The following is a 19,508-nucleotide window of genomic DNA, read 5'->3' as shown; positions in this document are numbered from 1 at the left end:
CCGCCACCTCCCGTGGCGGGGCCGTTTTGTGTGTGGGTGGCTCCCCGTGCGCATAACTCCTGCAGATTCCGGACCGCCCACGATTCCGTCCCGGAATCACGCGGGCGCCCCGCTCGGCCGTCACGATTTGCAGGAGTTATGCCCGAACCCGATGGCGGACGACACCGGGGCCTAGGATGCTGGCATGCACGACAATAGCGCGCTCGTTCTGCTTCGCATCACCCGTTTCGTCACGGAACGGCTGCAGCCCGCCGTCTACAGGGCCAGCCAGCCGCTCAGGGTGGAGAGCTGGGATGCGCCCGGTGAGCCGGTGGCTTTTGCGACGGCGGTTGAGCATGAATTTGGGCCCTTCGCGGTCGGCGACCCGTGGGGGAGGCCGTGGGGCACGACCTGGTTCCACGTCACTGGGGCGGTTCCCGAAGGCTGGTTGTCGAACGAAAGCCTGCGCCCGGAACTCGTGGTGGATCTCGGCTTCAGCGCCTCGGTGCCCGGGTTTCAAGCCGAGGGACTTGTCTATTCCTCAAACGGCATGATCGTGAAAGCCGTCGAGGCCCGCAACCAGGCGGTCTCGCTCCGCGGAAGCTCGGTGGACTTCTTCGTGGAGGCGGCCTCGAACCCGAACATCGCGGGGGACTTCACTTTTCAGCCTACGCCGCTCGGCGACCTCGCCACGGCGGGCGCTGAACCGCTCTACACGCTGCGGCAGGTAGATGTGGCGCTCAAAGACCAGACCGTCTGGGAGCTCGTGCAGGATGTCACCGCCCTGCGCGGCCTGCTCGCCGAACTACCCCCGGCAACGGCGAGACGCGCCGAGATTCTGCGTGCTCTGGAACGCTGCGTCGACACGGTCGACCCGCACGACGTGGCGGGAACCGCAGCGGCCGGCCGCGACGTTCTCGCGAACGTGCTCTCGCGCCCGGCCAACGCGAGCGCACACAACGTGCACGCGGTCGGCCACGCGCACATCGACAGCGCCTGGCTGTGGCCCGTGCGCGAGACCGTGCGGAAGGTGGCGCGCACCTTTTCGAACGTGCTGAGCCTGATGGGTGAGAACGCGGATTTTGCGTTCGCCGCGTCATCCGCTCAGCAATACGCCTGGCTGAAGGAGGCGTACCCGGAGCTGTTCGATCGGGTGCGCGCGGCCGTCGCGCGCGGCGCCTTCGTGCCGACCGGAGGCATGTGGGTGGAATCCGACACGAACATGCCCGGCGGTGAGGCGCTCGCGCGGCAGTTCGTGGCTGGCAAGACGTTCTTCATGCGCGAGTTCGGCGTGGAACCGCTCGAGGTGTGGCTGCCGGACTCGTTCGGCTACTCGGCGGCGCTGCCGCAAATCGTGGCGGCGGCCGGGTCTCGCTGGTTCCTCACCCAGAAGATCTCCTGGAACGAGACGAACGTGTTTCCGCATCACACGTTCCTCTGGGAGGGAATCGACGGCACGCGAATTTTCACGCACTTCCCGCCCGTCGCCGACTACAACGCCGAGCTCTCCGGCGCCGAGCTCGCCCGGGCTGAACGCAACTTCGCCGAGAAGGGCCGCGCGAACAGCTCGCTCGTTCCCTTCGGCTGGGGCGACGGCGGCGGAGGCCCCACCATTGACATGATCGCGGCCGCCCGACGCACCGCAAGTCTCGAAGGCTCGCCCACTGTGGAGCTGTCCACGCCGCGCCGGTTCTTCGAGGCGGCTGAGGCGGAGTACGCCGACCCGCCGGTGTGGTCGGGGGAGCTCTACCTCGAATTCCACCGCGGAACCTTCACCTCGCAGGCCCGCACCAAACAGGGCAACCGGCGCAGCGAACACCTGCTGCGCGAAGCGGAGCTGTGGGCCACGACAGCAGCGGTGCGCACCGGCGCCGAGTACCCGTACGCGGCGTTCGAGACGTTGTGGCACACGGTGCTGCTTCAGCAGTTCCACGACATCCTGCCCGGGTCGTCCATCGCCTGGGTGCACGCCGAGGCGGAACGCAACTATGCCGAGGTGGCGACGGCGCTCGGCACGCTGATCGAGGCATCCGCCCGGGCGCTCTGCGGAAGCGGATGCGGAAGCGTCGCGCTGAACGCGGGCCCCTACGCCGTCGAGGGGGTCGCCGCCCTTGGCGGTGGAGTCGAAGGTGGTGGCGCCGCAGCCGGCGCAGCACGGGCAGACTCGGCGGGCCGCTCCTGGTCGCAGCCGGGCGCCACTCCGCCGTGCACGACGCCCGCGTGCACGGCCCAGCCCGGCGCATCCGTTACCCGCACCGACGCGGGGATCGTGCTCGCGAACGGGCTCGTGGCCGTGACCGTCGACGCAGACGGGCTGTTCTCCTCGGTGCGCGATCTCGTGGCCGACCGCGAGGTGATCCCGGCGGGCACGCGAGGCAACCTGCTGCAGCAGTTCCGGGACACCCCCACCCAGTGGGACGCGTGGGACATCGACGAGCACCACCGCCGCACTGCGCTGGAGCTGACCGCCGCCGAGTCGGTGGAGGTTTTCCTTGAGGCGCCGGCACGGGTGGGGGTGCGCATCACCCGCACATTCGGCGCCTCCCGCGTCGTGCAGGAGGTCACGCTCGACGCCGGGTCGGCCGCCATCGACGTGCACCTTGCCATCGATTGGCAGGAGCGGCAGAAGCTGCTCAAGCTGGCGTTCCCGCTCGACGTGCACGCCGACCGGGCGGCTTCGGAGATCCAGTTCGGGCATGTATTCCGCCCCACGCATGCGAACACCTCCTGGGATTGGGCTCGGTTCGAAACCTGCGCGCACCGCTGGGTGCACGTGGGCGAGCCCGGCTACGGCGTGGCGGTGGCCAACGATTCCACCTACGGTCATTCCATCGCCCGGGTAACGGATGCCGCCGGCCGCACGAGCACCACGGTACGGCTCTCGCTGTTGCGCGCTCCGCTCTACCCCGACCCGACGGCAGACCAGGGCGCCCACTCGATGCGTGTGTCGCTGCGGGTCGGCGCCGGCATCCCGGAGGCCGTCGCCGAGGGGTACCGCCTCAACCTGCCGCTGCGCCGCGTGGCGGGCGTCGAGTCCGCGGCGGTGGCGCCGCTGCTGAGCGTTGACAACCCGGCCGTGGTGGTGGAGGCCGTGAAGTTGGCTGAAGACCGCAGCGGAGATGTGATCGTGAGGCTCTACGAGGCGCACGGGTCGCGGGCGCGGGCCACGGTCATCCGCTGGTTTGAGGCAGCGGATGCCTACGAAACCGACCTGCTCGAGCGCTCGATCGACTCGGCCGCCGTGGTCTCCGCCGACGGGTCCGCTGTCTCCCTCGAGCTGCGCCCGTTCCAGCTGGTCACGCTGAGGTTCCCGCGCCCCTGATCGGCGCCGCGCGCCGTTGCGCGGCGGCATCCGCTAGACGAGCAGCTGGTGTTTCGCGAGCTCGCGGTAGAGCGGGGTGGAGACCACAAGCTCGGAGTGCGTGCCGGTTCCAATCACCTGACCGTGGTCGAGCACCACAATCTGGTCGGAGTCGACGACCGTCGACAGTCGGTGAGCGATCACGATGAGGGTGCGGTCCTGCGCCACGGCGTCGATCGCGGCGCGCATCATCTGCTCGTTCGCGCCGTCGAGGCTCGAGGTGCTCTCGTCGAGAAGCAGGATAGGCGGCGCGGAGAGGAGTGCCCGCGCGATGGCGAGCCGCTGGCGCTCCCCGCCGGAGAGCTTCACGCCGGATTCGCCGACGGTCGCGCCGAGCCCGGCGGGGTCGCGGTCGAGCACCTCGCCGAGATTCACGGCGTGCAAAACCTTGATGCAGTCCGCGTCTGTGGACTCGGGGCTCGCGAGCGTGAGGTTGTCGCGCAGCGTACCGGCGAGCACCGGGGCGTCCTGTTCCACGTAGCCGATCTGGGCGCGCAGGGCGGTGCGGTCGAGGGTGCGGATGTCGAGCCCGCCGAGGCGCACGACGCCCGAGTCGGCGTCGTAGAAGCGCTCGATCAACGCGAGAATCGTGCTCTTCCCCGCGCCGGAGGGGCCCACGAGAGCGGTGCGCAGGCCGCGGGGGGCGCTGAATGACACCCCGTGCAACACGGGGCGCGGTTCCGCCGGCGCCGGCGCCACGACTGCGTCGACCGCCTCGGCGTCTGCCTCGGCCAGCGGGTCGACGGCCACGGCAACTGCCGTGTACCCGAATTGCACGTTCTCGAACGAAATGGCGTCGGCATCGGGCCGCACGCTCGCGTTCGCGGCGCCCACTGTCATGGCCAACGGCGCGAGGTCGCGGTCGAACTGGTCTTCAGAAGGCAGGTCGATGATCTCCTGGATGCGGCCGAGCGCGCCGAGCGCGGAGTTGACCGAGGTAATCGCGCCGAAGAACTGGCCGAGCGGCATGATCATCATGAACAGGAAGAGGATGAACGCCACCAGGTCGGCGATGGAGATGGCCCCGCTCGCCACCCGGAAACCGCCCACGCCGAGCACCACGAGGAACGACACCTGCATCGCGATTCCGGCGATCGGCACCACGAGTGCGGAGATCTTGGCGACCTTGATGCCCATCCGCCAGGCGCCGCGGGCGTCTTCCTCGATCACGGCGACTTCGCGTTCGGTGGCGTTTGAGGCCCGCACGGTGCGGATGGCGCTGATCGCGCGCTCCACGCTCGCCGCGAGGTCGCCCACCTTGGCCTGCGCGGCCTGGCTGGCCGTGCGGATGCGCCGCGACAGCAGCACGACGGTCACGACCGAGACCGTGATCACGAGCACGGTCAGCCCGAGCAGCACGGGGTCGATCACGAGCATGGCGATGAGCGCGCCCACGAACGTGAGCGAGCCGCCGATGGCTTCCACGAGGCCCTGGGTAAGCACGGCGCGCAGCAGTGTGGTGTCACTTCCGACGCGCGAGACGAGGTCGCCGGTGCGACGCGCGTCGAATTCGCGGATCGGGAGGCGCAACAGTCGGTTCACGAGCTTGCGGCGGCTGGAGAGCACCACGCCCTCGCCCGTGCGTTGCAGGAGGTAGTGCTGGTAACCGCTGATCAGGCCCGAAATCACCACGAGACCAATGAGCGCGATCACGAGGGAATCGAGCGGCGTGTTGTTCTGCACGCGGGTGATCACTTGGCTCACCAGCAGCGGCTGCGCGAGGCTAGCGGCGGCGCCGAGCACGCTCAGCACGATCACGAAGCCGAGCACCTTCTTGTGCTCGAGCAGGTACGGCAGCAGCTGGCTGAAGGTGGCGCGCGGCCCCACGTCGGTGAGCGACCCGCCAGGCCCGCGGCGGCCCGGACGCGGCGTGCGGGGCGTGCGTGGCGCCCGCGGTGCGCGGCCGCTCTTCGCCGACCCCGGAGAGCGCTCGCCGGGCGACGCGTCGTCGGCGGGCGAAGGGCTGCTGGTCGTGTTGATCGGAATGCTCACCAGAAGAGTTTAACCGCTCCCGCTGACAGTGGATGCCGACCCCGCGACCGCCCGCAGGCATCCGCTTGTCGTGCCCTCGGTCTACGCTAGCAACTGTGCCCCAACCTGTCATCGTCGCCAGCCAACTCAAGAAGCAGTATAAGGATTTCGTCGCGGTCGACGGCGTGTCCTTCGAGGTGGCGCCCGGGGAGTCGTTCGGGCTGCTCGGCCCGAACGGTGCCGGCAAATCCACCACCATGCGCATGGTCGGCGCGGTCTCCACCCGCACGAGCGGCGAGCTGAGCGTGCTCGGCCTCGACCCCAACCGGTACGGCCCCGAGATCCGCTCGCAGCTCGGCGTCGTTCCGCAGGAGAACAACCTCGACATGGAGCTGCGGGTGCGCGAGAACCTGCTCGTGTACGGGCGCTACTTCGGGCTCCCGCGCGCCCAGGTCGCCCGCCGAGCCGACGAACTTCTCGCTTTCGCCCAGCTCGAGGACAAAGCAACGGCCAAGGTGGATGCCCTGTCCGGCGGCATGAAACGCCGCCTCACCATCGCGCGGGCCCTCATCAACGACCCGCGCATCCTGCTGCTCGACGAACCCACCACGGGCCTCGACCCGCAGGCCCGCCACATTCTCTGGGACCGGCTGTTCCGCCTGAAGGAGCAGGGCACCACGCTGCTGCTCACCACGCACTACATGGACGAGGCCGAGCAGCTCTGCGACCGCCTCGTGGTGGTCGACCACGGCGCCATCATGGCCGAGGGATCGCCCGCCGAGCTGATTCGCCGCTACTCCTCTCGCGAGGTGCTCGAGGTGCGGTTCGGCTCCACCCACAACGCCGGCGTCGCCGAGCAGATCGCGGGTTTCGGCGAACGGGTCGAGGTGCTGCCGGACCGAATCCTGGTTTACAGCGACAACGGCGAAGCCGAACTCGAGCGGATGACCGTGGCCGGCCTGCACCCGATCACAAGCCTCGTGCGCCGCTCGAGCCTGGAAGACGTGTTCCTGCGCCTCACCGGACGGGCCCTGATCGAATGATAGATCCCGTGACCGAATCCACGACGACCGTGGCGACCCGCAGCCGTCGCTGGGGTTCGTGGTACGTGGCCGAGCACCGGTTTCGGGTGATGCGCTCCTACGCGCAGACCGTGGTCGTGACGGCGATCGGCAACCCGCTCATCTACCTCTACGCCATGGGCGTGGGCCTCGCCACCCTCGTGGACGGCAACCTCGGCGGGGCCGGCGTGAACGGCGTGAGCTACCTGGTTTTTGTGGCGCCGGCGCTGCTCGCGAGCGCGGCTATCGCGGTCGCGTCCGAGGAGTTCAGCTACCCGATCATGCTCGGCTTCAAGTGGAATCCGGTGTTCTTCGGCATGAATGCCTCGAGCATCCAGCCGGGGCAGATCATCAACGGGATCGTCATCTCGGTGGCGGTGCGCATGCTCGTCACCTGCGTGATCTACTACGTGTTCATGCTGCTGTTCGGCGCGGTCCCCGGGCCGCTGGGCTTTCTCACCGTTCCCGTGGCCCTGCTCACCGGCCTCGCGTTCGGTGCCCTATTCATGGCGTACACCGCCACGCTGAAAGACGACACCGGGCAGCTCGCCATGGTGATGCGCTTCATCATCCTGCCGATGACGCTGTTCTCCGGCACGTTCTTTCCCCTCGACGTGCTGCCGCCGTACCTGCAGTGGATCGGGTGGATTTCGCCGCTCTGGCATGGCACGGAGCTCTCCAGGGTGTTCGCCTACGGGATGCCGGAACCGCTCTGGCTCAGCGTCGTGCACGTCGTCTACCTCACCGGCCTGCTCGCGCTCGGCTGGATCCTCGCTCGCCGCATCACCGTGGGAAGGCTCAACACGTGACCCGCGCCACCACCGAGCTCGCGGCATCCGTGGGCCCCGGACGACCGCCCCGCGGCGGCGGGCTGTATGCCGGCAACGCGCGCAGCGTGATGCAGCGCGGCTGGCGGGCCACGCGCAGCACCAACTGGCTCGTGGTGGTGAGCGGCTTCTTCGAGCCGATCTTCTATCTGCTGTCGATGGGCCTCGGCCTCGGCGCCCTCATCGGCACGGTCACGACGGCGTCGGGCGAGAGCGTGCAGTATGCGGCGTTCATCGCCCCGGCCCTGCTCGCCGTCGCGGCGATGAACGGGGCCATCTACGATTCCACCTGGAACGTGTTCTTCAAGATGCAGTTCGCGAAGCTCTACGAGGGGATGCTCGCCACGAGCCTCGGCCCACTCGACGTGGCGCTCGGCGAGATCTCGCTCGCGCTGTTGCGCGGCGCCCTCTACGGCACCGGATTCCTGCTCGTGATGCAGCTGCTCGGCCTCAACCTGTCCTGGTGGGCGCTGCTCGCGCTTCCGGCGGTGCTGCTGATCGCGTTCGGATTCGCATCCGTCGGCATGGCGATCACGAGTTACATGAAAACCTTCCAGCAGATGGACTGGATCAACTTCGTGCTGCTGCCGATGTTCCTGTTCTCGGCCACGTTCTACCCCCTGAGCGTGTATCCGCAGGGGCTGCAGTACGTGATCATGGCGCTGCCGCTCTGGCACGGCGTCGAACTTGTGCGCTCGCTCACCACGGGCCTGGTCGACCCGGGCCTGCTCTGGCATGTGCTCTACTACCTGGTGATGATCGTGGGCGGCCTCGTCTTCACCACCCGCCGCCTGCGCGCCCTCTTCCTCGATTAGGCCCGCACTGGGTGGCCAATTCAGGAGATCCGGGCCGGCGATCGGGTTCAGGTCCGGTCTACTGCGGTGGTGACGGATGCCGCGGGCCGTTCTCCTGTGTCAGCCACCGGCACCGGGGCTGGTGCGGCCGGCAGCCTCACGCGAACCTGGGTTCCGGTCAGGCCGTCGGAGGTGATCTGCAGGGTTCCGCCGAGCTGCTTGAGCAGCCCAGTGACGATGGAGAGGCCGAGGCCGGTTCCGGGCAACGAGACCGAGGTGCTCGAACGGTAGAATCTTTCGAGCACCCGGTCGATCTCGTCGGGTGGAATGCCGACACCATTGTCGACCACCTCCACCAGAACCACATCCCCAGCCCGGCTGCAGGTGACCGCCACGCGGCCGCCGCGAGGCGTGAACTTCACCGCGTTCGCCACGAGGTTGATGAGCACCCGGGTCACGTCGCGAGAGTTTCCGGCGACGTCCAGGTCGTCGACCGGGATGAACACGAGGGTCACGCCCCCGGACCGGGCGGCCGCTCCCAGCTCCTCGACACAATTGCGGATCACCTCGTTCAGGGCCGTCACCTCGAGCGGACGCACCGTGCGGTCGTTCTGGTCGGACATGCGGGACAGCTCGAGCAGGTCTTCCACGAGGTCGGCGAGGCGATGCGCGTTGCGCGTGATCACGCTCAGGTAGTCCGCCGCGAGCGGCGAGAGTTTGGTGTCGGCGAGTTCCTCTGAGAATCCGAGGATGCTCATAATCGGCGTGCGCAGCTCGTGGCTCACCGACGATACGAAGTCTTCCTTCTGCCGGTTGAGCTCCCGCAGGGCCGACGTGGTCGCCTGTTCGTTCCCGAGCGCGGCCGTGACTGCCTGCTCGGCCACGTACCGGGCGGTGGTATCGATCACCTGCACGGTGATCAGGGCGTCGGCTCCCGTGGAATGCACCCGGGCGATGAACACCTGCAGCCGCCTCTCGGCGTGGTCGATCTCCACCTCGCCCGACCAGTCCCGGAACGCCACAGTGTCGCCGCGCACCGTGGCGATCGCAGAGGCGAGGGGGCCGTCGGTGGGCACCGCCCCCGCCGACTCGCCGCGCGCCTCGACGGTCACGCCCAGCAACCCGGCCGCGACAGCGTTGCCATCCACGATCGTGACCGCGCCGAGCGCGTTCTCACGCAGCAGAAGCAGGCCAATCTGGGAGCCCACGATCCCGCCGCGCAGCAGGCGGTCGCGCATCAACATCTCGTCCGCGAGGCGGAGTCGCTCCGTGCGCCCAGCCGCGATCACGAGCAGGGACGCCGCGTAGACCACGAAGTAGGACTGCAAGACGGCGTATTCCTGCGCAATCGATCCCGGGCCCGGCTCGCCCACGGCTCCAGCCTGCCGCAGGTCCACGATCGCGGTCGCCGTGAGCGCCAGCGCCAGCATCTGTCCGGTGGCCGGCCAGCTGCCGAAGCGCAGGGCGGCCCAGATGAGCACGGGCAGGGTGAGGAACTTCCACTGGGAAGACTGGCCGGGCAGGAATACAAGTGCCAGCACAATGGCGAGCAGGCCGGACTGCACGATGAGTTCGGTGCGCAGCCGGGCGGGCACACGCACTCGTGCCACCATGAGGAAGGGGGCGATCACGAGGATCGCCGACGCGTGGGACGGGGCGACCAGGGCAAAGGTCCCGGGCGCGTCGCCGCCCTGCACTCCGATGATGAGGGCAGCGAGACCGGCCATCGTGAGCGCGCCGATGGCGACGGCGATCACGAAACGGCCCACGCTGCGGACATCGTCGAGGGAGTGCGGCGCGTCGCTTCCCTCGAGTATCCTCGCGATCAGCCAGGCTTCTAAAGCGTTCGCGAAACCGTATGCGAGAGCCGGGGCGAGGGGCTGTCCCACGGCCAGGCGGGCACCGCTGGCGGCCGCCCAGATCGCGAGGGCCATGCCCACGCGGTTTCTGCGCGCCAGCAGCACGGCGATAACGCTCACGCCCGCGGCCGGCCACCAGGCGGAGATGAACTCCGCGTTGCGCGAGACGAGCAGCGTGGCGACGCTCATCGCGAAGACGACCACGACCACGGCGACGAGCGTCAGTCTGACACGCCTCGGCGACGCCGTCTGCGCCAAGGTGACCAGGCTGAGTGTGGACACGGCCCCCCCTCGCTGTGCAGGTAGGAATCCCTGTCGCATAGGGCTATGCTAACTCCACCGGCACCAAAATGCCCCCCGTTTGGGTGACAGAAAAAAGGAACACCATGGCGCACGTACTCGTTGTCGAAGACGACCCCGACATGGAACGTCTCATCGTGCACCGCCTCTCCGATGCCGGCTACCAGGTGACGAGCGAAAGCGACGGCCAGGCCGGGCTCGCTGCCGTGCGCGAAAGCCACCCCGATCTCGTCGTGCTCGACTGGATGATGCCGCGGCTCACCGGAATCGAGGTCTGCGAACAGATCCGCCAGGACGCGACCCTGGAAGGCACGCGCATTCTCATGGTGACCGCGAAATCGCAGAAGGCGGACATCGACAGAGCTTATGCCGCCGGGGTCACCCAATTTCTGCGCAAGCCGTTCAGCCTGCGTGAGCTGGTGCTCGGCGTCGATTCCGTTCTCGCCCGGGCGTGAAACGGATGGCCGTCGCCGGCACCGAGGGCGGCCAGGACTCCGCTCTCGCGGCCGCCGAACGCGCGCACGTGCTGGTCGTCGAAGACGACCCCGACATGGGGCGTCTGATCGTGCACAGGCTCGAACAGGCTGGTTACCGGGTGACTTCGGCGGCAGACGGCCGCTCCGCACTCGCCGCCGCCCAGAAGACGCGCCCCGATCTGATCGTGCTTGATTGGATGATGCCCGGGCTTACCGGCGTCGAGGTTTGCACGCAGATCCGCGCCGACGAGGCCATCGCCACCACGCGCATCCTGATGCTCAGCGCCAAGTCTCAACAGTCCGACATTGCCAAGGCCTTCGCGTGTGGCATCGACGAGTTTCTGCGCAAGCCATTCAGCCTGCGCGAGCTCATCCTCGGCATCGACTCCCTGCTCGCCAAAACCTGACCCCCGCCCCCCCCCCCCCCCCCCGTGCTTGGCGCAGCACCGCCTCCGAGCGGATGCGCCGCGCGGGCCGGCCGCAGCGCCGCGCCACTGTGGCCGCGCGCTACCGCCGCAGCGGCCGCGCACCGCGATGCGGGCGCGATCCGGAGACTACCGCGCCGCTATGGCCGGGCGCTACCGCAGGGGCGGGCGCGCGCGGCCGCAGCGGCGCGTGCGGCTAGCGCTCGAGGTCGAGGTCGCGGGTCTCGCGGCTGAGGATCAGCGCCACGAGCGTGATCAAGGCCATGCTGGAGAGGTAGATTCCCACCCAGAACGGGCTGCCACCGCCGACGGTCCACAGCCAGATGGCGATGAACGGGGCCACTGCCGCGCCGAGGATCGAGCTCATGTTGTACGCGAACGCCGAGCCCGTGTACCGAACAGCGGTGGGGAACAGCTCGGGGAGCAGCGCACCCATCGGCCCGAATGTCATGCCCATGAGCGAGAAACCCACGATCAGGAAGATCATCACGCCGGCCGTGCCCGCACCGAGCAGGGGCACGAACAGGAAGCCGAAGATCACAATCGCGAGTGTCACGATGATGAGCGTCTTGCGACGGCCGTGGCGATCGGCCCAGGGGCCGGACGCGAGGGTGAAGATTCCGAAGAACACCACGCCGCCGATCATCATGAGGATGAACGTGTTGTAGCTGAATCCGAGGCCCGGCAGCGCGGCATCCGTTGCAGCGCGGCCGTAGCCGAGCGTGAACGTGGTCATCAGGTAGAACAGCACGTACGTCGCGAGCATGATGAACGTGCCGAGGATGAGCTCGCGCCAGTTGCTCTTGAACACGGCGGCGAGGGGCAGCTTCTCCACCTTCTTGGCCTTGACGGCCTTCGTGAAGGCCTCGCTCTCCACGAGACGGAGGCGAACCCAGAGGCCCACGATCACCATCACGGCAGAGAACAGGAACGGGATGCGCCAGGCCCACTCGAGGAAGGCGTCGGAGGGGCGCGTGGGGTCGTCGGACGGCAGGGCGAACGCGATGATCAGGAACAGGCCGTTCGCGATGATGAAGCCGAGCGGGGCACCGACCTGCGGAAACGTGCCGTACCAGGCGCGCTTGCCCACCGGGGCGTTCTCGGTGGCCACGAGTGCCGCGCCGCTCCACTCGCCGCCGAGCGCGAAGCCCTGGGCGAGACGCAGGATGACCAGCATGAGCGGGGCGAACCAGCCGATCATGGCGTAGGTCGGCAGCAGGCCGATCAGGAACGTGGCGATACCCATGGTGAGCAGCGCGCCCACGAGGGTGGCCTTGCGTCCGTTTCGGTCGCCGAAGTGACCGAAGAACAGGGCGCCGATCGGGCGGGCCACCATGGCTGCGCCGAAGACGGCGAACGACGCGAGCAACGCCGTCGTGGGGTCGCCGGTGGGGAAGAACAGGTACGGAAACACGAGTACGGCGGCGGTGGCGTACACATAGAAGTCGTAGAACTCGATGGTGGTTCCGATGAGACTCGCGAGAATGACGCGGCTCTTCGGATTGACAGGGGCGGAGGCCGGCAGCGTTGCGGGCGTGGTGGATATAGACATAAAAGTACGAACGCTTTCAAGAAACAACTGGGCCGGTCACGAAGTGCAGAACGTCGATCTGGCGTTGGATGCTACGGCGTGGAACACACGAAAGGGTGCGGCCTTGGGTAAAGGCCACAAGCAACCTTACGCCCGCGGGGGGCTTGATGCCCCGGGCGGGCGCCCGAAGGCACCCGCCCGGCGCGCTATCGGGCGAGGTCGGCGAGCACTCGCGCGGTTTCGAGAGCGGCGGTGGCCGCCTCCTCGCCCTTGTCTTCCTTCGACCCAGGGAGCCCGGCCCTGTCGAGGCCCTGCTGTTCGTCGTCGAGGGTGAGGACACCGAACCCCACGGGCTTGCCGGCATCGAGGGCGACGCGAGTGAGGCCATCCGTTGCCGCGCTCGACACATACTCGAAGTGCGGGGTGCCGCCGCGAATAATCACACCGAGGGCGACGACAGCGTCGGCGCCGTTCTCGAGCGCTACCTTGCAGGCCACGGGCAGCTCGAAGCTGCCGGGCACGCGCACGATCGAAAACTCGGCGCCGGAGGCTTCGAGCACGCGCACGGCCCCGGCGATCAGGCCGTTCGTGATCTCGTCGTGCCAGCGGCCGGCGACCACGACCACGCGCAGGCCGGTTCCGTCAACGGTGATGGTGGGGGAGCCTTCGACGCTCATACTGTGGTGCCTTTCAGGAGGTCCTGCTCGTTGATGTGGTGGCCCATGCGGTCGCGCTTGGCGAGGAGGTAGCCCACGTTGTGCGCCCCGATGCCCACGACGAGGGGCATGCGCTCTGTCACGGTCACGCCGTGCTCTTCCAGCTGGCTCACCTTGTCGGGGTTGTTGGTGAGGAGGCGAACGGATGCCAGTCCCAGGTCGTGCAGAATGCCGGTGGCCGCTCCGTAGTCGCGGGAGTCTCCGGGCAGGCCGAGCGCGAGGTTCGCGTCGAGGGTGTCGAGGCCGTCTTCCTGCAGGTGGTACGCGCGCAGCTTGTTGATGAGGCCGATGCCGCGCCCCTCCTGGCCGCGCAGGTACACGACCACGCCGCCCTCAAGGTTGATGGTTTCGAGCGCAGCGTCGAGCTGAGGGCCGCATTCGCACTTGAGTGAACCGAAAACCTCCCCGGTGAGGCACTCCGAATGCACCCGCACCAGGGCGCCGTCGACGGGCCGGCCGGAGATGATGGCCACGTGGTCTGCTCCGGTCATCCGGTCGCGGTACGCGCGCACCCTGAAGGAGCCGTGCTTGGTGGGAACCGTGGTCTCCACCTCGAAGTCCACCCGTGGCGCCTCGGCGAGCGGCAGGATCGCAGGCAACGGCGTGCTGCCGTGCAGGGTGTTGAGGTACTCGATCAGGTCCTTGATCGTGATCACCACGACACCCTCGCGGTCGCCGAGTTCGAGCAGGCCGGGCAGGCGCATCATATCGCCGTCTTCGGCGACGATCTCGCAGATCGCGCCGACGGGGGCGAGGCCAGCGAGCTTCATCAGATCGACGGCCGCTTCGGTGTGGCCGGCGCGTTCGCGCACCCCGCCATCCACGGCCCGCAGCGGCAGGATGTGGCCGGGGCGGTGCAGGGTCGTGGGCGTCGAGGTTGGGTCGGCGAGCACGCGCAGGGTGTGGGCGCGGTCGGCGGCGCTGATGCCCGTGGTCACGCCGGTCGCGGAATCGACGCTCACGGTGTAGTTCGTGCCGCGGGCGTCTTCGTTGTTGAGCACCATCACGGGCAGGTCGAGGGTGTCGGCGAGGTCGTTGGTCATCGGTGCGCAGATGAAACCCGACGACCAGCGCACGGTCCAGGCGAGCCACTCCTGGGTGGCCAGTTGGGCGGAGATGATCACGTCGCCCTCGTTTTCGCGGCCCTCGTCATCGGCCACGATGATCGGCTTTCCGAGCCTGAGTTCCGCGAGCGCGGTGGGGATGTCTGCGAGGCTCATGCTGCACTCCTTTTCGATTCCGCGTCGGCCAGGGCGAGCATGCGCTCCACATGGCGGGCGAGAATATCTGTTTCTATGTTGACCTGGTCGCCCACGGTGCGGGCGCCGAGCGTCGTGGCGGCGAGGGTTTCGGGGATGAGGGAGACCTCGAACCACTGGTCGACAGCCTCGGCCGGGCTGATGGCGCTCACGGTGAGGGACACGCCGTCAATGGCGATCGATCCCTTGCCCACCACGAGCGGGGCGAGTTCACGGGAGAGGCTGAACCGCAGCACGCGCCAGGCGTCGCCGGGAACGACACCGAGTACGGTGCTTGTGCCGTCGATGTGCCCCTGCACGATGTGCCCGCCGAGCCGGCCGCCCACGAGCGCGGCGCGTTCGAGGTTTACCGGGGTGCCCACTACCGCGTCTGACAGGGTCGACATGCGCAGCGTCTCGGCCATCACGTCGGCCGTGAACGAGTCGGGTGTGCGGTCGACCACGGTGAGGCAGACGCCGTTGACCGAGATCGAGTCGCCGTGGCGGGCATCCGCTATCGAGAGGGGCGCGTGGATGGTGAGCCTGGCGGCATCCGCTGTGTGGTCGATTCGCTCGATGCGGCCGAGCTCCTCAATGATTCCGGTGAACATTCGGGTCCTTACCTGGGGCGGGCGACGACGAGGATGTCGTCGCCCAGTCGGTCGAGCGAGTGCAGGGAGAGAAGTCGTTGGTCGTCGATACCGGCCACGCCGATGTCGCCGATGGCGAGGCGGGGGCCGCCGAGCAGGGTAGGAGCGAGGTACACGAGGTACTCGTCAACGAGGCCGGCCGCCACGAAAGCGCCCGCGAGCGTGGGGCCGCCCTCGACGAAGACGCTGCGGATGCCGCGGGCGTGCAGGTCGGCGAGCACCTCGGCGAGGCTTTCGGTGGCGAAGAAGACGGGAGCGTGCGGGTGGGTGTGTATGGCGGACGTCGATGGGATGGCGCGCCGGCCCATCACCACGGGCACGGGCTGGCCCGGCAGCAGGTCGCCGCTCGCGTCGCGGGCCGTGAGAGAGGGATCGTCGGCGAGCACGGTTCCGGTGCCCACCACGATGGCGCCCGCGGCGCTGCGGCGGCGGTGCACGTCCGTGCGCGCGGTCGGGCCGGTGATCCACCGGCTGCTGCCGTCGGCCGCGGCGGCGCGACCGTCGAGGCTGGAGGCCCACTTCAGCGTCACGAAGGGGCGGCCGAGGCGCGCGGCCACGAGCCAGTCGCCGAGAAAGGCCTCGCCCTCGCTCTCGCGCAGGCCGCCGTCGACTCGGATGCCCGCGGCCCGAAGCCGGGTGGCACCACCGGCCGAGTAGGCGCCGGGGTCGCTCACGGAGTAGACGACCCGGGCGATGCCTGCCTCGATCAGGGCGATTGCGCAGGGGCCGGTGCGGCCCATGTGGTTGCAGGGCTCGAGCGTGACGACGGCTGTCGCGCCGCGCGCAGCGCCAGGGGCGAGGTGCGAGAGGGCGTCGACTTCGGCGTGCGCGGTACCGGCGCCGCGGTGCCAGCCCTCGGCGATCACGGTGTCGTCCGCGGAGAGGATGACACAGCCGACGCGGGGATTGATGCCGGTGGACGGGCCGTGGGCCGCCAGTTGGAGGGCACGGAGCATGGCGGCGTCGAGTGCGTGCGCTTCGCTCATCAATCCCTCATTCGTCTCTGGACGAACTCCGGGATGTGGGTTGCGCGCGTTGCGAAACCCATCGAGGGGCCGCAAACGGTCCCTCGATTCGTGCGCCTCTCATCCGGACTTTAACCGTCGGTGCTGGAATTTCACCAGCTCAACCGTCGTTTCCGAAGAACCAACGGGTCGCGGACTTTCACCGCCGGTTCGGACTTACACCGACCCCGGAGCACGTTTCTTACTCTTAGTATGCTGCAACACCCTGCAAGTGCACGTATTCCCTTGTCACATCCGGTCTCGCGGGCCGGAAGCCGCCGTTCTTCCCGACTCTGTGAACATAAGTCCTGCAGATTCTGGGCGCGCCACAGTTCGGCCCCGGAATCACGCGGCCGCTCGGCCAAGCCGGGCCGATCTGCAGGAGTTATGCGCCCAGAATCGCCGAGAGGGGGCCACTGGGCGAGCGGATGCCCGGGGCCGGGTCAGGCCTCGGACACGAGCGCGCGGGCTGTGCCCTCGTCGACGAACAGGTCGGTGATGAGCTCGGCGCGCAGCGCCCCGTGCAGGCTCGCGAGCTTGGAGCTGCCGGCGACCACGCAGATGCGGCGCGGCGTGCGGCGCAGCACCGTGAAGTCGGGACCGGTGCCGCGTTCGTTGAGTGGGATCCCGTTGGTCGAGCCGTCGGCGCGGAAGAACACCGTGGCCACGTCGCCCACCGCGCCGGAGGCGCTGAGCGAGGCGTAGTCGGCCTCGTCGAGGTATCCGCCGGCGTAGACCCGGCTCGGCACCTCGGAGAAGGGCGAGCCGAGGCCGAACAGCGCCACGTCCATTCGGCCCTGCATCTCGAGCAGTCGGCTGACGCTGCGCTCGCGCCAGAACGCCTGCTTCGTGGCGGGGTCGTCGAAGAAGGCCGGCACAGGGAACTGCTGCACGTGCGCGCCGAAGGCGTTGCCGAACCGGCCGAGGATCTCGCTCGCGTAGCCGAGACCCGTCGTGCTCATGTTGCCGGCGCCGTTGAGCTGCACGATCTGGGAGTTGTGGGTCTGCTTCACGGTGACGTGGCGGCTGATCGCGTTCATCGTGGAGCCCCAGGCGATGCCCATCGTCATGTTCGAGTCGAAGAACTGCCCGAGAATTCGTGCAACCGAGAGAGCAACGCGTTCGAGTCGGTCCACGTCGCTGGCCCGATCCGGTATCGGAACAACGTGCGCGGTCACCTGGAACCTCTCGAGGATTTCACGTTCCAGTCGGCTCGGGGCGTCGAGTGGAGAGTGGATCTGGATGTCGACGAGCCCGCTCGCCCTGGCATGACTGAGCAGGCGAGACACCGAGGAGCGCGAGGTGTGGAGCTCGCGAGCGATCGCATCCATTGTGAGGTCCTGCATGTAATAGAGGTGCGCCGCGCGCAGGGCGTCACGGGTGCGATCGGACTGGGTGGGATCGTCGATCAGGTTCACGTCTGGCTGGTGCACGTATGTTCATTCCGCTTGAGAAAATGTGTCGGGCTGTCAAGATGAATCTATTGAACCGGCTTGCCAGTTGCAAGCCCCTAACGACAGAGGTGACCCAATGGCGCAGTCCACTGCAGTGCAGGCTCAGGCAGCCCTCGTATTAAATCCCCGTGCCCAGGTGCTCGTGATCGGTGCCGGCATCAACGGAATCGCCACGTTCCGCGACCTCGCACTCCAGGGAGTGGACGTGGTCATCGTGGACCGCGGCGACTTCGTGTCGGGGGCCTCTGCGGCCAGCTCGCACATGATCCACGGCGGCGTCCGTTACCTCGAGAACGGCGAATTCCGGCTTGTGAAGGAATCGGTCGAGGAGCGCAACAGCCTCATCAAGATCGCCCCGCACTACGTGAAGCCGCTGCAGACCACCATCCCGATCTTCTCCACCTTCTCCGGTGTGATGAGCGCACCGCTGCGTTTCCTCACCCACAAGCAGGGTGCCAAGCACGTGGAGCGTGGCGCGCTCCTGATCAAAATTGGCATGATGCTCTACGACTCCTTCTCCCGCGACGGCGGTTCGGTGCCTCGCCACGAGTTTGTGGGCCGCAAGAAGGCCCTCAGCGTGATGCCGAAGCTCAACCCCGGCCTCAAGTACACGGCCACCTACTACGACGCCGCGATGCACGACCCGGAGCGTCTCGCCCTCGACGTGCTGCGCGACGGCCTCGACGCCGGCCCGCACGCCCGCGCCGCCAACTACATCGAAGCGGTCGGCAGCGACGAGAACGGCGTGCGCCTGCGCAACGTGATCACCGGCGAGGAGTTCAGCTTCGCCTCGGAGGTCGTCGTCAACACGAGCGGGCCCTGGACCGACCTCACCAACGGCGCCCTCGGCCAGGCCAGCACATTCATGGGCGGCACCAAGGGCTCGCACATCGTCGTGGACAACCCGGAGCTGCTCGCGGCGACCGGCGGCCGCGAGATCTTCTTCGAGCACAGCGACGGCCGAATCGTGCTGATTTACCCGCTGAAGGGACGCGTCTTGATCGGCACGACCGACCTCGAGCACGACATGAGCCAGCCCGCGCGCTGCACCGAGCCTGAGATCGACTACTTCTTCGATCTGGTCTCGCACGTTTTCCCAACCATCACAGTCGACCGTTCCGACATCGTCTTCCGCTTCGCCGGCGTGCGCCCGCTGCCCCGCCACGACGACGAGCAGCCCGGTTTCGTCTCCCGCGACTACCGCATCGAGTCCCGACCGCTCGGCAACAGGCCCGGCACCCTGCTGAGCCTCGTCGGCGGCAAGTGGACCACGTTCCGCGCCCTCGCCGAGAACCTCAGCGGGCAGATCCTCACGATCCTCGGCGCTGAGCGCACGGTCTCGACCGAGGGCCTCGCCATCGGTGGCGGGCGTGGCTTCCCCGCAACGGATGCCGCGCACCAGGTGTGGGTGACCGCCCACGGCGACGAGGTGGGCACGACCCGCGCCGCGCAGCTCCTGGCCCGCTATGGCACGCGCGCAGCCGACGTGATTGACTTCCTCAGCCTCGAACCCGACGCCCCGCTGGTGAACAACACCGGCTACTCCCGCCGCGAGATCGAGTACCTCGCCACGACGGAATCTGTCGTGCGCCTGATCGACGTGCTGCTGCGCCGCACGAGCATCGCTTTCGTCGGTGCGGCCACCGCCGACCTGGTCGACGAGCTCGCTGACATCGTGGCCCCGGTCCTCGGCTGGAGCGCCGAGCGCCGCGCCCAGGAAGTCGAGCTGGCCGAGCACCTTCTGCACGACCTGCACGGCATCGAGTTCGCGACCCGGTCCGTCGCGGCCTCAGCCTGACCGGATGCCGCGGGTCGACTTGGCCCGCGGTATCCGTTTTCGGTTGTAGTGCAACTTGCACGAA

The 19,508-nt window shown here is 68.2% G+C and carries 15 protein-coding genes and 1 riboswitch; of the genes, 7 read left to right on the top strand and 8 right to left on the bottom strand.

Annotated features, from left to right (window positions below; all coding sequences use genetic code 11):
* Positions 1–184 precede the first annotated feature (184 nt).
* The gene (locus tag BJ997_RS13745) at positions 185–3,301 is read left to right on the top strand and encodes an alpha-mannosidase (RefSeq protein ID WP_035837797.1); all 3,117 of its coding nucleotides are present in this window, start codon (positions 185–187) and stop codon (positions 3,299–3,301) included.
* A gap of 33 nt (positions 3,302–3,334) precedes the next feature.
* Here BJ997_RS13745 and BJ997_RS13740 read toward each other — a convergent pair whose 3' ends face one another.
* Positions 3,335–5,167: an ABC transporter ATP-binding protein gene (locus BJ997_RS13740; RefSeq protein WP_035837798.1), complete on the bottom strand. Its 1,833-nt coding sequence runs from the start codon at positions 5,165–5,167 to the stop codon at positions 3,335–3,337.
* A 260-nt stretch (positions 5,168–5,427) separates the two neighbouring features.
* On the opposite strand from BJ997_RS13740, the gene BJ997_RS13735 reads away from it, so the two are divergent.
* The 3 genes from BJ997_RS13735 to BJ997_RS13725 are packed head-to-tail and all read left to right on the top strand — an operon-like array spanning position 5,428 to position 8,014.
* Positions 5,428–6,354, top strand: a complete 927-nt coding sequence (locus tag BJ997_RS13735; RefSeq protein WP_035837802.1) for an ABC transporter ATP-binding protein — start codon at positions 5,428–5,430, stop codon at positions 6,352–6,354.
* Complete coding sequence (locus BJ997_RS13730; RefSeq protein ID WP_035837804.1) at positions 6,351–7,181, top strand: ABC transporter permease; 831 nt, start codon at positions 6,351–6,353, stop codon at positions 7,179–7,181. Before BJ997_RS13735 ends, BJ997_RS13730 begins: the two co-directional genes overlap by 4 nt.
* Before the next feature lie 29 nt (positions 7,182–7,210).
* A complete protein-coding gene (locus tag BJ997_RS13725; RefSeq protein ID WP_035837813.1) occupies positions 7,211–8,014 on the top strand; it encodes an ABC transporter permease in 804 nt (267 codons plus the stop codon).
* 47 nt (positions 8,015–8,061) lie between these two features.
* Here BJ997_RS13725 and BJ997_RS13720 read toward each other — a convergent pair whose 3' ends face one another.
* Complete coding sequence (locus BJ997_RS13720) at positions 8,062–10,134, bottom strand: ATP-binding protein (protein ID WP_052542443.1); 2,073 nt, start codon at positions 10,132–10,134, stop codon at positions 8,062–8,064.
* Between the two features lie 104 nt (positions 10,135–10,238).
* On the opposite strand from BJ997_RS13720, the gene BJ997_RS13715 reads away from it, so the two are divergent.
* Together BJ997_RS13715 and BJ997_RS13710 are read left to right on the top strand one after the other, a co-directional pair.
* A complete protein-coding gene (locus BJ997_RS13715) occupies positions 10,239–10,607 on the top strand; it encodes a response regulator transcription factor (RefSeq protein ID WP_035837806.1) in 369 nt (122 codons plus the stop codon).
* A 5-nt stretch (positions 10,608–10,612) separates the two neighbouring features.
* On the top strand, positions 10,613–11,035 hold the full coding sequence (locus BJ997_RS13710) for a response regulator transcription factor (protein ID WP_183323813.1): 423 nt from the start codon (positions 10,613–10,615) through the stop codon (positions 11,033–11,035).
* A gap of 214 nt (positions 11,036–11,249) precedes the next feature.
* Here BJ997_RS13710 and BJ997_RS13705 read toward each other — a convergent pair whose 3' ends face one another.
* The 6 genes from BJ997_RS13705 to BJ997_RS13680 form a co-directional block, all read right to left on the bottom strand.
* A complete protein-coding gene (locus BJ997_RS13705) occupies positions 11,250–12,605 on the bottom strand; it encodes an MFS transporter (RefSeq protein WP_152602205.1) in 1,356 nt (451 codons plus the stop codon).
* A 185-nt stretch (positions 12,606–12,790) separates the two neighbouring features.
* Positions 12,791–13,261, bottom strand: coding sequence for a 6,7-dimethyl-8-ribityllumazine synthase (ribH, locus tag BJ997_RS13700; RefSeq protein ID WP_035836947.1), 471 nt, complete (start codon positions 13,259–13,261; stop codon positions 12,791–12,793).
* Positions 13,258–14,520 (bottom strand): bifunctional 3,4-dihydroxy-2-butanone-4-phosphate synthase/GTP cyclohydrolase II, encoded by a 1,263-nt coding sequence (locus BJ997_RS13695; RefSeq protein WP_035836946.1) that lies wholly within the window; start codon positions 14,518–14,520, stop codon positions 13,258–13,260. Before BJ997_RS13695 ends, ribH begins: the two co-directional genes overlap by 4 nt.
* Entirely contained in the window at positions 14,517–15,149 is a 633-nt protein-coding gene (locus tag BJ997_RS13690; protein WP_035836944.1) for a riboflavin synthase, read from the bottom strand. The genes BJ997_RS13695 and BJ997_RS13690 overlap by 4 nt, the downstream gene beginning before the upstream one ends.
* 8 nt (positions 15,150–15,157) lie before the next feature.
* Positions 15,158–16,174, bottom strand: a complete 1,017-nt coding sequence (gene ribD, locus BJ997_RS13685) for a bifunctional diaminohydroxyphosphoribosylaminopyrimidine deaminase/5-amino-6-(5-phosphoribosylamino)uracil reductase RibD (protein WP_035836943.1) — start codon at positions 16,172–16,174, stop codon at positions 15,158–15,160.
* 87 nt (positions 16,175–16,261) lie between these two features.
* A riboswitch (FMN riboswitch) is annotated at positions 16,262–16,392 on the bottom strand.
* Between the two features lie 243 nt (positions 16,393–16,635).
* A complete protein-coding gene (locus tag BJ997_RS13680) occupies positions 16,636–17,625 on the bottom strand; it encodes a sugar-binding transcriptional regulator (RefSeq protein WP_420827184.1) in 990 nt (329 codons plus the stop codon).
* Positions 17,626–17,722: 97 nt separating this feature from the next.
* Between BJ997_RS13680 and BJ997_RS13675 the strand changes: the two genes are divergently transcribed.
* Positions 17,723–19,444, top strand: coding sequence for a glycerol-3-phosphate dehydrogenase/oxidase (locus BJ997_RS13675; RefSeq protein WP_035836942.1), 1,722 nt, complete (start codon positions 17,723–17,725; stop codon positions 19,442–19,444).
* Positions 19,445–19,508 lie beyond the last annotated feature (64 nt).

The sequence above is a fragment of the Cryobacterium roopkundense genome, assembly GCF_014200405.1.
Classification (GTDB): Bacteria; Actinomycetota; Actinomycetes; order Actinomycetales; family Microbacteriaceae; genus Cryobacterium; species Cryobacterium roopkundense.
The sequence above is the reverse complement of the archived record's forward strand: the minus strand, read 5'-3'. Positions and strand labels throughout refer to the sequence as shown.

Excerpts from the sequence above, each read along its gene's own strand:
- BJ997_RS13675 (WP_035836942.1), top strand. The coding sequence starts at position 17,723 with ATGGCGCAGTCCACTGCAGTGCAGGCTCAGGCAGCCCTCGTATTAAAT.
- ribH (WP_035836947.1), bottom strand. The coding sequence starts at position 13,261 with ATGAGCGTCGAAGGCTCCCCCACCATCACCGTTGACGGAACCGGCCTG.
- BJ997_RS13710 (WP_183323813.1), top strand. The coding sequence starts at position 10,613 with ATGGCCGTCGCCGGCACCGAGGGCGGCCAGGACTCCGCTCTCGCGGCC.
- BJ997_RS13695 (WP_035836946.1), bottom strand. The coding sequence starts at position 14,520 with ATGAGCCTCGCAGACATCCCCACCGCGCTCGCGGAACTCAGGCTCGGA.
- BJ997_RS13690 (WP_035836944.1), bottom strand. The coding sequence starts at position 15,149 with ATGTTCACCGGAATCATTGAGGAGCTCGGCCGCATCGAGCGAATCGAC.
- BJ997_RS13715 (WP_035837806.1), top strand. The coding sequence starts at position 10,239 with ATGGCGCACGTACTCGTTGTCGAAGACGACCCCGACATGGAACGTCTC.
- ribD (WP_035836943.1), bottom strand. The coding sequence starts at position 16,174 with ATGAGCGAAGCGCACGCACTCGACGCCGCCATGCTCCGTGCCCTCCAA.
- BJ997_RS13705 (WP_152602205.1), bottom strand. The coding sequence starts at position 12,605 with ATGTCTATATCCACCACGCCCGCAACGCTGCCGGCCTCCGCCCCTGTC.
- BJ997_RS13730 (WP_035837804.1), top strand. The coding sequence starts at position 6,351 with ATGATAGATCCCGTGACCGAATCCACGACGACCGTGGCGACCCGCAGC.
- BJ997_RS13745 (WP_035837797.1), top strand. The coding sequence starts at position 185 with ATGCACGACAATAGCGCGCTCGTTCTGCTTCGCATCACCCGTTTCGTC.